This is a genomic window from Roseisalinus antarcticus (genome assembly GCF_900172355.1).
Classification (GTDB): domain Bacteria; phylum Pseudomonadota; class Alphaproteobacteria; order Rhodobacterales; family Rhodobacteraceae; genus Oceanicola; species Oceanicola antarcticus_A.
Genome location: NZ_FWFZ01000031.1, coordinates 1 through 12746, shown reverse-complemented (window position 1 = coordinate 12746; position 12746 = coordinate 1). Strand labels below are relative to the sequence as shown.

Below are 12746 nucleotides of genomic sequence, written 5' to 3'. Positions count from 1 at the left end.
CCGTCAGCGAATGATGATCGGACGCCTTTGTAGTGAAGGACCACCGGCTGACGCCGGAGGCATCACTTGGAGGAATGTAATTCCAGGTACTGGTTGATGACGTCGTCAGTCACGTTCCCGGAGGTCGTGGAGAAATACCCACGCGCCCAAAAGCGCCTTCCCCAATACCGCTTGCGCAGGTCGGGGAACTCCATCTGGATGCGGCGTGATGAGCGGCCTTTGATGCGCTGCATAACATCGGACAGGGACAGCTAGGGCGGGATCGACAGGAACATGTGGACATGATCGCGCGCCAAAATGCCTTTCACGATATGGATACTCAGTTCTTCGCAAGTCTGGATAATGATTTCACGGATCCGCTCACGCATTGCGCCCTGCAGAACCTTGTACCGGTACTTCGTGGCCCACACGACGTGGTATCTGTGATAAAATCGCGTGTGCGCGGAGGAAGATCAGAAAAGATACGCTGAAGCGGACCGGCTGGAAGCCGGTGGCTTCGATCCATTTGGTGGAAAGTGAACGATCAGTTGCTGCCCACAGCTATCGCATGACGCGCCCGACGGGTGCTGTTGGTCAGACCGGCGCGGCCCGAGCCTAATACCTAAAGCCGGTCTCAAAACGCCTCTGGCCGTTCCTTCCTTCCTTCCTTCCTTCCATATTTCCTTCATCCTTTGCTCTGGAGTTCTCATGGCAACGCTCGTTCTTGGCGCCGCGGGCGCTGCGCTTGGCGGCAGCATCGGTGGGGCGGTCCTCGGTGTGAGTGCGGCGACGATCGGCGGATTCGTGGGCTCCACCATCGGTTCGGCGGTCGACAGCTGGATCATTTCCTCGCTCGCGCCGACCCAGCGGATCGAGGGGCCACGGCTCGACACCTTGCGGATCACCTCGGCGACCGAGGGCGCAGTGGTGCCACGGGTCTTTGGCCGGATGCGCCTTGGCGGTCAGCTGATCTGGGCCACGGATTTCCGCGAAGAGACCACGACCACCAGCGGTGGGGGTAAAGGCGGCGGCGGACCCAAGACCGAGACGACCGAGTATCTCTATTACGCCTCGTTTGCGGTCGCGCTCTGCGAGGGCGAGATCACGGGCCTCGGTCGGGTCTGGGCTGACGGCAAATTGCTGGACACCTCTGGCATCACGCTGCGCTGGTATCCCGGCTCAGAAACGCAGACGCCAGATCCTGTCATCACTTCGAAGATGGGGGCCGATCGGGCTCCGGCCTACCGGGGCACTGCCTACGTGATGTTCGACGACATGCCGCTGCAGGATCATGGCAATCGCCTGCCGCAGCTGTCGTTCGAGGTGTTCCGGACGCTGGCGGAGGATGGCGGCGCGGAGACGTTGGTTCGCAGCGTGGCGATCCTGCCCGGTGCTGGCGAGTTCTCCTATGCGACGACAGCGCATCGGCGCGGGGCGGACGGAAGCGAGGTCACTCAGAATGTGCACGCGATTGCGGATCGGGCTGACTTCCTGGTGTCGCTCGACAATCTGCAGGCGGCGGTTCCAAACCTCGAAGCGGTGACCTTGATCGCGTCCTGGTTCGGTGATGATCTGCGGGCGGGCGCGTGTGAAATCAGGCCTCGGGTTGAGCAGGACGTTGATAGCTCGACACCGGACAATTGGCGCGTGAACGGGCTCGATTGGACGAACGCGCTGGTCGTCACGGCGAATGCCAACGGGCTGCCGATGTTTGGGGGCACGCCGTCAGACGGCTCGATCGTGCAGGCCATCCAGGAACTGAAGGCGCGCGGGCTCCGGGTGACCTTCCGTCCTCAACTGCTGATGGATATACTGGTTGGCAACGCGATGCCTGACCCATATTCGAACAACGCGGCGGCGTCCGGTCAGGGCGCGTTTCCCTTGGCCAGCCGGATCACCTGTTCTCCGGCTGCCGGGTTCACCGGGACCGTGGACAAGAGTGTGGGCGCTGGTTCCCAGATCGCTGATTTCTTCGGTGACGCTGCGGTCAGTGATTTTGACGTGGTCGGCGAGGCGGTGAGCTGGACGGGCGCTTCGGGTGATTGGGGCTACAGGCGTATGGTCCTGCATTATGCGCACATTTGCGATGCGGCGGGCGGCGTCGATGCGTTCCTGATCGGGGGCCAGCTGCCGAGCTTGACCACGGTGCGCTCAGGCGCGGTCACCTATCCCGCGGTCACGCAGCTGATCGATCTTGCGGAGGATGCTGCGGCGGTTCTCGGCTCTGGCGTGGCGGTAAGTTACGGGGCGGACTGGTCGGAGTATTCGGGCCATCGTCCGGACGACGGATCCAACGACGTGTATTTCCACCTCGATCCGCTCTGGTCAAACGCGGCGGTGGATTTCGTCGGCATCGACAATTTCATGCCGGTGTCGGATTGGCGCAGCGGGGCCGATCACCTGGACGCCGTTGCTGGCTGGGAGAGCATCTACGATCGCGCCTATCTGAAGGCGAACATGGCCGGGGGCGAGTTCTTCGATTGGATCTATGCCTCGCCTGCTGATCGCGCTGGGCAGACGCGAACGGCGATCGTGGATACCGGGGGCAAGCCGTGGGTTTATCGCGCGAAGGACATCCGGTCCTGGTGGTCGAACCAACACTACAATAGTCCGGGCGGGGTCGAGTCCGCATCGCCGACCGACTGGACCGCCGAGATGAAGCCGATCCGTTTTACGGCACTGGGCTGTCCTGCGATCGACCGGGGCACCAATCAGCCGAGCGCGGTCCAGATGGGCCGATCTTCGGACAGCGCGGTCCCTTATCACTCTCGCGGATATCGCGACGATGCCATCCAGCGGTCGTTCCTCGAGGCATCGCTCGCGTTTTGGTCGGATCCCACGAACAATCCCGCAGGCATGGTAGATCTGGCGAATAGCTCCGTCTGGGCTTGGGACGCGCGGCCTTATCCTCAGTTTCCAGACATCTTGACGGTCTGGTCGGATACCGGCGATTGGGAGATCGGGTATTGGATCACGGGTCGGTTGGGCTCGAGTTCCCTGCCTGCGCTGGTCAGCGCGTTGTGCCTTCGCGCCAGGCTTCCTGCGAACCGGTTTGATGCATCTGCGCTGGTCGGGTCGTGCGAGGGGCTGGTGATCACTGGCTTGGAATCTCCGCGCGGCACCATTTCTGGCCTGGCGCGGCATTTCGGGTTTGACGCCGTTGAGAGCGAGGGCCTGATCCGGTTTGTCATGCGAAATCGCAACGCCTCGGTCACGCTCACCCATGACGACCTGGTCGATACCGGATCGGGCGATATCCTGGAGTTGATCCGCGGTCAGGAGACCGAGCTGTCGCAATCCCTGAAATGGCAGGTCATCCGGTCCGATGGTGATTTCGATCCGGCGCAGGTCGAGGCGCGACGCATCACGGTCACCTCGCAGCGGGCCAACATGGAGAGTTTCCCTTTGGCCGTCTCGCTGCAGGAGGCAGAGCGGCGGGTGCAGCGGGCGCTGATCGAGGAATGGGCCGCGCGTGAAAAGGCGAGTTTCAAGCTACCACCATCTCGCCTGGCGCTCGATCCTTCCGACGTGGTGATCCTGGCCCATGACGGGCGCGGCATGTCGTTTCGCCTGGTGTCGATCGCGGATTCCGGTGTTCGGTGCATCGAGGCCATCCGGCAGGACCAGCAGGCCTACGACTCGATCCCTGGTCTGGCGCGGGCGTCGGTGCCTCGGGTGCCGGTTGTGTTCGGCACGCCGGTGGTCGCCTTGATGGACCTGCCTCAACTGGCCGAAGGTGTTCCGGCACATCGGCCTTATGTCGCCGCCCATGCTTTGCCGTGGCCGGGGAGCATGGCGGCGCTGCGAAGCCCGACGACGGATGCGTTCGAGCTGGTCACGACCTTTGGCCTTCGCGCCCAGATCGGCGTGGTCGCGGCAGAGTTTGCGCCCGGGCCGACGTCCCGGTTCGACCATGTGAACGCGCTGCTGATCGACCTGTATTCCGGTCAGATGGCGAGCGTGACGGACCTGACCTTGTTCGCGGGTGCAAATTCGCTCGCGATCGAGAGTTCGCCTGGCGTCTGGGAAATCGTACAGGCGGGCACGGTGGAACTGGTCAGTTCGCGGCGATACCGGCTGTCCCGGCTGTTGCGAGGTCAGCGCGGGACCGAGGGCGCAATCGGAAGTCCGACGCCGGTCGGGTCGCGGGTCGTGGTTCTGGACGACACGATCTTTCCCTTGCCCATCGCGGAGTCCGATGTCGGCATTCCATACAATTGGCGGGTGGGGCCATCGGCGCGGGCGGTGTCAGACGATTCCTACAGGGGCGCGGCCTTCACCGCTGAAGGTGTCGGGTTGCGTCCATTCTCGGTGGCGCATGTGCAGCAGCCGTATCTGCGGCCGCGGGCCGGTGATGATCTTTTGATCGCCTGGACGCGGCGGTCGCGGTCGCTGGCCGCAGATACCTGGGCGGGCATCAATGTGCCGCTGATTGAGGGCGGTCTGTCGTTCGAGGTCGACATCCTCGACGGCGCATCGGTGGTTCGGACGCTCGCCACCTCTGTATCCAGCGTCGTCTATTCCGCTGCTGCGCAGACCGCTGACTTCGGTGCGCCTTTGGCTGCCCGGGACAGTCTCTCGATCCGCATCTTCCAGCTGTCCGACCTGGTTGGTCGTGGCGCACCAAAATCCGCAACGCTTATCCTCTGAGGTTCGCCATGTCTGATTCCACGACAAAGCTGCTCCTGCCCTACATCCTTGCGGCGCAGGCGCAGAAGCACGTCACGCACAACGAGGCGCTCCGGCTGCTGGACGGGTTTGTCCAGATGTCTGTCCCTGATCGGGATCTGACCGTTCCACCTGCTGGGGCGTCGGAAGGCGATCGGTACATCGTAGCGGCGAGCGCGACGGGGGAATGGGCCGATTGGGACAACGACGTCGCCATGTTCGCTGACGGCGCGTGGTTCCGGCTGCCGCGCCAGATCGGCTGGCGGGCGTGGGTGGAAGATGAGGACACCCTGGTCGTGTGGAACGGCTCAGTCTGGTTCGACCTCGCCGGTGTGACCGGCGGCGACGGGGCCGATGGCTTGAGCGCTTACGAGGTCTGGCTGAACGAGGGCGGTGTTGGAACTGAGGCGGTGTTCTTGGCATCGCTCGTCGGTGCTGATGGAGCGGACGGGGTTGACGGGGCCAACGGCGTTGCGGGTGCTGACGGCGCGGATGGCACCTCAGTCAATATCCTTGGGACCGTGGCGAATACCGGCGCGCTGCCTGGAGGCGCGACGGCTGGCGATGGCTATATCATCGATGGCGATCTGCACACTTGGGACGGCTCCGCCTGGGTCAATGTCGGGCCCATCCAGGGGCCTGCCGGTCTGTTTTGGCAGGGCGCTTGGGTGACTGCGACGGCGTACGTGGTCGATGATGTGGTGAGCCGGAATGGCTCGGCCTACATCGCGATGGCGGACCACACTTCGGGCGGCTCGACCGAGCCGGGTGTGGGAGGGTCCTGGGCTGCGAATTGGGACCTGCTGGCGCAAAAGGGCGACACTGGGGATGCGGGTGCTGATGGCGCTGATGGCGCGGCGGGTGCGCTCGGTGCGCAGGGCATTCAGGGTGATCCCGGTGCCGACGGGGCTGATGGGCTTGATGGCGCTCCAGGTGCAGATGGCTCCGGTTTTGTCTGGCGGGGCGCGTGGATGACCGCGACGGCGTATGCGGTGGACGATGTCGTCTCGAACAGTGGCAGTTCGTACATCGCAACGGCTGCGCATACCTCCGGTGCAGCATCGGAGCCGGGTGTTGGCGCGTCTTGGGCAGCATCTTGGGACGTGCTCGCGGCTGAGGCCGATCTGTCTGCGCAAGGCACGATCGGAACCGGTCCGGTGATCTTGGCGCGGCGGGCGATCAATGTGCAGGCGGGTGCCTATTCTCTGGTCCTGGCAGACGAACACAAAGCCGTCCACATGACGTCCGCCACGGCGGCGGTGTTGACGGTGCCGACAGATGCCTCGGTGGCTCTGCCTGTCAGATCGGAGATCGAGGTCGTGGCGCTGGGCGCAGGGGCCATTTCGATCACCGGGGATACCGGAGTGACGATCAACGGCGTTTCGGCAGGCTCGGCTGATATCGCGGCGCAATGGCAAGGCGCGGTTCTGCGGAAGTACGCCGCGGACACGTGGTTGCTGATAGGTTCGGTTGGGGTTGTCGCATGAGCCTGATCCTCCCTGCGCACTACAATGCAGCACGCCACCAGCTGGACAATTCGGGCGGTGGCACTGGGCCTTGGGCCGATCCCTTTGACGATCCGACTGGGACGATCAACGCGACGCGCTGGGAGAACGGTTCGACTTCAGGTTCGGGCAAAACGAATTGCAACCTTTGGTCCAACAAGTTGGGCTTCTCCGGTTCCAGCGACGCGGTCGAGTGGCGCAAGAGCTCAGGTTCCGGTCGTGCCGATGTGGAGCTGCTGAACTACGAAAACTATGGGACCGATTCGGTGATCTTTCGGTTTCGGGCCAAAGCTGAGACCTATACGACCGAAAAAACCTGGGTCTTTATTGATACACTGTTCATGGACCCAGCCTTCACTTTGTCGGTGGATATCACGGATGACGGCACCGCGGCCGCGAGCCGGATCGGAGCATATTCGGGGCCGTGGTCGGATGTCTGGTGCGACGAGCATCCTTCGTATCCCGGCTGGATGTTCTTCAAGGCGCGGCTCGATCTGACGGCTGCGTCGGATCCCAATGGCGGGCTTGTGTTCAACCTGACGGATTCGGACGGCGGCGATGGGCTCTATCCGCTGGACGATTTCTGGCTGATCCGGCTTCAAGATTTCACGCTGGAAATCGCCTGAGAGATTCTCTGTCGCCAATGTGACTCACGCGTGACTAAATCAGATTTCAGTTTTTGGGGTAACCGATGTAAGCTATTGCACTTACGCCGGTTTTTGGTTTCGGGAGTAGGATTTGAACCTACGACCTCCAGGTTATGAACCTAAAGCCCAGTGATTTAAATAACTTATTTAAATCCGATACTTAGCTGATAAGCCTTTGGTTTCACAAAATTCGCCACCCTGCACTCACCGACATTCACCCGCATTCGGCAGTAAACCCAGCGCGAAACCCGCATTCGCGGGTTGATGTGGCGATGATGTAGCCAGTCACTCGATCATGATCGCGACCGGCCCAGCGCCGTCGTCCGCTGGTCGGTCCGTCGCTGCGGTGCAACTCCCGTATTGCGGTCATTCATGCACCGTGCAATCTTTCTTCTAAGCGCCGTCCAGTTTCTGTAAGGGAACTGGTGCGGTTTCGTTCATCAGGCCCTTCGCCTTCAGCGCAGACCAGAATTCGTTCGGGATCGATACTTCGAACCAACCAAGGATTTGGCTCAACTCGCCCTTGTCGCGCGGGCCTGGGATGACTGAGGTCACCAGGTCGTTTCCAAGGGGGAATTGCAACGCGGCTGCAGCCAAATGTACCGAGTACTCATCCGCTACGGAAACGATCGCGCGAACCCTGTCGACAACGTCAGGCGGCGCTTTGGCGTAGTTCCAGGCCTCGCGCCCCGCAAGTATGCCTGAGTTAAATGGACCACCACAGATGATCGTCGTGCTTGCTTTGCGGCACGCAGGGAAAAGGGTGCTCAAGGATGTCTGCTCAAGAAGTGTGTAGCGACCAGCCAGAAGAAAAACGTCCCAATCGCCGATCCCGAGCGCGTCCATGCAGACTTGGTTTTCGTTCACGCCCAATCCTATTGCCTTCACTTGTCCAGCGCTGCGCAGTTCGTCCATGGCGCGATAGCCACCTTCGGCCAAATCCTTGAAATGGCTGGCGTTTTCCGCGCCGTGCTGGAACGTACCGATGTCATGCGCAAGTAGGATATCAATCCGATCGAGGCCAACTCGTTGAAGGTTATCGTCAAAGGCCCGCATAATGCCATCATAACTATAGTCGTATATGACGTGAAACGGCAGCGGGTCGATCATACCGAAATCCATCGGATTTTTCACGGCTCCCGGTCTTAGTAGCCGCCCGACTTTGTCCGACAATATGTAATCGGTACCGCGTAGCAAGTCGCCCATGACACGCTCAGATCGACCAAACCCATACCATGGGGCCGTGTCAAAATAGCGAACACCCGCTTTCTTGGCAGCCGTGATCAGCTGTGCGGCTTGGTCATAATCGAGGTCAACGAAATTCCCGCCCAGCGGCGCCCCGCCGAGCCCAAGGATGTCGATCATCAACCCTGTCGTTCCGACCTGCCGCTTTTGCATTTTTACCATCCCTTTTTACCGATGCTTCTGGAGACCATACACAAGGGCCGCATTCTAGATGTTACTCTCTAAAGCCTTCGATGCGCTTTGAACACGCTCGGTTACACAATGGTCACTCGACCTGAACGGCCCACTGCGGACCTTCGACCAAAGCGCAGCGAACGGCGGCAGTGAGCCCAAACTGTGAATCCGATTTTTCCGCTGCGCGCGCTCGCAGCATCGAAATTTCTGCATATGCGCAATTTTGCGCGCGGTACCACAGTCAGAAAACCGGCCATTCAAGCACACTGCGACTAAGAGTTCATGCGTACAGAACAACTTGCGGACCTAGCAGGTATTTCGCTTAACCACGCATAATGCCGTATGTTGGATCATAGGGGCCAGCGTCGATCACGGTTGCGGGCACGGGTTTACCGATCACATCGACAGTCATTTTGGTGCCTGTTGCGGCGTGCTCTGGGTCCACAAACCCATAGGCTAGGTTCATTCCCAACCGGTGCCCCCAATCGCCCGATGTTATGGTGCCAATCACGCGACCGTCCAGCTTCATCGAAGCGCCGCCGTGGGCCGGGGCGTGAGTACAATCGACATGCAACGATACCAGCTTTTTGGTGGGGCCTGCTGCGACACGCTTTGCCAATGCGGCCTTGCCGATAAAGTCGGGTTTGTCCATTTTGACAAACCGATCAAGGTTGGTTTCGAACGGGTCAAACTCTGTCAGCAAATCGGCCTTCCAATGCAAGAAACCCTTCTCTAGACGCATCGAATCAACAGCGCGCGCGCCGAATATCTTAAGGCCATGCGCGTCGCCTGCTGTACGCAATGCAGTATATGCTGCGTAAAGTGCGTTGTTGGGCACATGGATTTCATACGCCAATTCACCTGAAAAACTGACGCCAAGGACGGTTGCAGGCGCAAAACCGATGAAACATTCTCGCGCGGATAGCCATGGAAATGCGTCGCGTGACCAATCAGCCCGCGAACAAGCGGATAAAACTTCGCGTGCTTTGGGACCCGCCAACACCAGAATGGTTTGATCATTGGTTAGGCTTTTGATCTGCACGTCCTGTGCCGGATCAAGATGCGCGCGCAACCAATCCATATCGTGATACTCTGCCGCTGCGGCAGACCCGAACCAGATGCGATCCGGCCCTCGGTCAGATGCCGGGATATTGGCGATTGTCGCCTCGCCTTTGACCATGCCGTGATGGTTCAACAGGTAGCCAAGCCCGACGCGCCCCGCCTTTTTGGTGACGGTGCCGCAGAACATGCGGTCCAAAAACGTATAACGATCTGCGCCCGTAATTTCAAATCGGTTAAAGCCGTTCACCTCGCACAGGCCGACGTTTTCCTGCACGTTTTTGACTTCGCCAGCTATGACGTCGAATGCTTCGTCGAAGTGAAAGCCAAGGGTGGGGTGAAAGTCGGGGGATGGCTTGATGTAATCAATCCGCTCCCAGCCATTCACAACGGTAAATTCTGCGCCCTCGGCTGCCAAGACGGGTGTTAAGGGGGTGGTCTTTGCGTCGCGACCTGCGGGGCGGTGTTCATGGGGAAAGTGGAACCGGAATTCGTTTTGGTAGTCTTCGGTCGCTTTGAGCGCGGTAAGTTCGACATTGGTGTGGCCGGTGAAGCGGCGTGGATCGATGCACCACGTGTCATACTGGGCCTCGCCCTGCACAATCTGTTGCGCCAGCAACCATCCGTGACCGCCGCCTTCGCCCAGACCCGCCCGCAGGCCGATGATGCAATAGGCATTACGCTTGCCCGGAATGGGACCAACCAAAGGTGCGCCGTCGATTGTATAGGTGATTGGACCGTTGACGATGTTCTTGATGCCGACCTCTGCCAAGACAGGCATGCGTTCAAAAGCACCCTCGAGTACGTCCATGACGCGATCCAGATCGTCTGGGCACAGGGCGTTGACAAAATTGGGGTCAATGCCGTCCATGCCCCACGTTTTACAGTCTTGTTCGTAAAAGCCGATCAGCAGGCCATCTTTTTCCTGACGGCTGTAATAGTCACTGATCGGGCAGCGCAACAGCGGCATCCGGTGGCCTGCGTCTGCGATTGCAGGGATGTCCTCGGTCACGAAATATTGGTGTTCCATCGACGCAACAGGGTGATGAACGCCCATCATCGCCCCGACTTCGTTCACCCGGTAGCCGCCCGCATTCACGACAATATCGCAATCAATGTCGCCATGTTCCGTGTGCACGGTCCAAGTGTCATCGCTGTGCTGGGTCAGGTCGGTGACAGGCGTGTTGCGATATACCTCGGCACCGGCTTTGCGGGCACGGCGGGCCAGCGCCTGACATAAAGACGCCGGATCAATGTCACCATCATTGCCATCCCAAAGGCCGCCCAGCAAATTGTCGGTCGAAATCAGCGGGTGACGGCGTGCACATTCGGCGGCGTCGATCACTTCAAATTCGACATCCATGCCCTGCGCCATGGACGCGAAATGCGCATAGCCATCCATCTGCGCCTGTGTGTTGGCCAAGCGGATGCCACCATCGCCGTGGCGATAGCTGACGGGATAATCTGCGTCGTCGCGCAACTCTTTGTAAAGATTGATCGAGTGGGTTTTCAGGCCAACCATCGTTTGGTTCATGCCAAAGTTCGTGACCTGCGCGGCAGAGTGCCATGTGGTGCCAGATGTTAGTTCGTTACGTTCGATCAACACAACGTCTGACCAGCCTTCTTGCGTCAGATGATACAAAGTAGAACAACCGGCGATCCCGCCTCCGATGACAACAACTTTGGTGCGCGATTTCATTTTAGCTCTCCGGTAGGCGTTTTTTCCCCCAAGTGTGTGTTGTAAGTGTCGTAGTCAACAAGACTTAACTAAATTCGAAATTTTCGAAATGTCTATTTATGTATTTGGGAACCTCAGGACACCATATCGGAGTACCTAATGAACGCCTGTATGATGTGGTGATCTAATTATAAGCAGGAACGCCCCTATGACGGAAATATCAAAGGAGACTTCCAGACGCAGCGGTGGACGGGCACAACGTCTGATAAAGCGCGCCGCAAAACCTGTTGTTGATCCGTGTCCACCCGGTCAAATTGGAGGGACTTATAAACCCCTGTCGCAAGCAGATCTTGAAAACATCTTTGACACGGCGCTGCGGCTTTTGTCTGAACTTGGCATGGGTGAAGTTCCCGATAGGCTTCGACTAGACCTGTTGGCCGCTGGCGCACAAGACGGCGAAGCTGGACGGATTTTGTTTCCCAGATCATTGACTGAAGATGCAATTGCCAAGGCCGCTAAAACATTTGTTCTGCACGGGCGCGACGAAAGTCGTTCTATCGAAGTGGGGGGAAGCAAGGTCTATTTTGGAACAGGTGGTGCTGCCGTTCAAACGCTTGATTTAGATAACGGAACATACCGCCCCTCGACGCTTGCTGATCTGCATAATTTCACGCGCCTTCAAGATACTTTGGCCAATGTAAGCTGGTATACGCGGTGCTGCGTTGCGACCGATTTGCCTGACAACTTTGATCTTGACGTCAACACGGTTTACGCCTTGCTCTCAAACACGACGAAACCAACAGCGACTTCATTTACATTGGCGGAATATGTAGAGCCCATCGTCAAAATGCTGGACATCGCAGCGGGCGGGATCGGCGAGTTTTCAAAACGCCCTTTTATGAAAGCACACATTAGCCCCATCATTTCCCCAATGCGCTACGGCGAAGATGCCGTCGACGTTGTTTATGAATGTATCAAACACAACATTCCGATGTCGTGCATTACGGCCGCACAAGCCGGTGCAACTGCGCCTGCGACGATGGCCGGATTTCTCGCACAGTCCTTAGCTGAAACACTAGCTAGTTTGGTCATGGTTCACGCCATTAAGCCAGGATACCCGATGGTGTTTTCCAACTGGCCATTGGTTGTCGACTTACGCACGGGGGCGTTTGCGGGTGGAAGTGGCGAAAGTGCATTGCTCAATGCCGCGTCTGCACAGCTTTCAAACTGGATTGGGCTTCCATCTGGTGTGGCGTGTTCAATGACTGACGCCAAAGCGATCGACGCACAATACGGTGCGGAAAAAGGTCTTACATCATTGGCTGCAGCCCTCGCAGGTGGGAACCTGATTTACGAAAGTTCTGGCATGACCGCGTCGCTGTTGGGCGCCAGCTTTGAGGCGTTTGTATTAGACGACGAAATGCATTCAAATACTTACCGTATCTTGCGGGGCATCGAAGTGAGCGAAGAAAACCTGGGCTTTGATGCAATTAACGAAGCCGTTTTGGGGCCAGGGCATTTTCTTGGCGGGGCGCATACAATTGCAGCAATGGAACGAGATTATTTCTATCCATCCCTTGCGGATCGCATTGAACCACGAAGCTGGGCCGAGAACGGGGCGAAGGATTCTTGGGCTGTCGCCAGCGAACGCGTGCGAAGTATCCCCCCCTGTGTCAGCGTAGTTGTCCGCCGCTCTATTTTCCCTCTATTTCTCAGGTGGGCGGGATAGGACGATGATTTGGGATATTCACCGGAACGTAAGTCGGCTGTGCTGAAGCGGATGCTACCGCC

The 12746-nt window shown here is 58.9% G+C and carries 6 protein-coding genes and 1 pseudogene; 4 read left to right on the top strand and 3 right to left on the bottom strand.

Annotated features, from left to right (window positions below):
- Positions 1–74 precede the first annotated feature (74 nt).
- Positions 75–410: pseudogene (gene tnpA / locus ROA7023_RS18765) on the bottom strand (IS200/IS605 family transposase); the annotation flags it as partial.
- Positions 411–687: 277 nt separating this feature from the next.
- On the opposite strand from tnpA, the gene ROA7023_RS18760 reads away from it, so the two are divergent.
- The 3 genes from ROA7023_RS18760 to ROA7023_RS24015 are packed head-to-tail and all read left to right on the top strand — an operon-like array spanning position 688 to position 6778.
- Positions 688–4629 carry a baseplate multidomain protein megatron gene (locus ROA7023_RS18760; protein ID WP_085880552.1) on the top strand — a complete coding sequence of 1314 codons (3942 nt, stop codon included), beginning with the start codon at positions 688–690 and terminating at the stop codon, positions 4627–4629.
- Positions 4630–4637: 8 nt separating this feature from the next.
- Positions 4638–6134, top strand: coding sequence for a DUF2793 domain-containing protein (locus tag ROA7023_RS25270; protein ID WP_234992328.1), 1497 nt, complete (start codon positions 4638–4640; stop codon positions 6132–6134).
- Positions 6131–6778, top strand: a complete 648-nt coding sequence (locus ROA7023_RS24015; protein ID WP_143535643.1) for a hypothetical protein — start codon at positions 6131–6133, stop codon at positions 6776–6778. The genes ROA7023_RS25270 and ROA7023_RS24015 overlap by 4 nt, the downstream gene beginning before the upstream one ends.
- Positions 6779–7192: 414 nt before the next feature.
- Here ROA7023_RS24015 and ROA7023_RS18745 read toward each other — a convergent pair whose 3' ends face one another.
- Entirely contained in the window at positions 7193–8164 is a 972-nt protein-coding gene (locus tag ROA7023_RS18745; RefSeq protein WP_234992327.1) for an aldo/keto reductase, read from the bottom strand.
- Positions 8165–8540: 376 nt separating this feature from the next.
- A complete protein-coding gene (locus tag ROA7023_RS18740) occupies positions 8541–10976 on the bottom strand; it encodes a GcvT family protein (RefSeq protein ID WP_085880549.1) in 2436 nt (811 codons plus the stop codon).
- Between the two features lie 187 nt (positions 10977–11163).
- Here ROA7023_RS18740 and ROA7023_RS18735 point away from each other — a divergent pair, with 187 nt between their 5' ends.
- Positions 11164–12684, top strand: a complete 1521-nt coding sequence (locus ROA7023_RS18735) for a trimethylamine methyltransferase family protein (RefSeq protein ID WP_085880548.1) — start codon at positions 11164–11166, stop codon at positions 12682–12684.
- Positions 12685–12746 lie beyond the last annotated feature (62 nt).

Coding starts and splice junctions, on each gene's coding strand:
- ROA7023_RS18760 (WP_085880552.1), top strand. CDS start 688: ATGGCAACGCTCGTTCTTGGCGCCGCGGGCGCTGCGCTTGGCGGCAGC.
- ROA7023_RS25270 (WP_234992328.1), top strand. CDS start 4,638: ATGTCTGATTCCACGACAAAGCTGCTCCTGCCCTACATCCTTGCGGCG.
- ROA7023_RS24015 (WP_143535643.1), top strand. CDS start 6,131: ATGAGCCTGATCCTCCCTGCGCACTACAATGCAGCACGCCACCAGCTG.
- ROA7023_RS18745 (WP_234992327.1), bottom strand. CDS start 8,164: ATGATCGACATCCTTGGGCTCGGCGGGGCGCCGCTGGGCGGGAATTTC.
- ROA7023_RS18740 (WP_085880549.1), bottom strand. CDS start 10,976: ATGAAATCGCGCACCAAAGTTGTTGTCATCGGAGGCGGGATCGCCGGT.
- ROA7023_RS18735 (WP_085880548.1), top strand. CDS start 11,164: ATGACGGAAATATCAAAGGAGACTTCCAGACGCAGCGGTGGACGGGCA.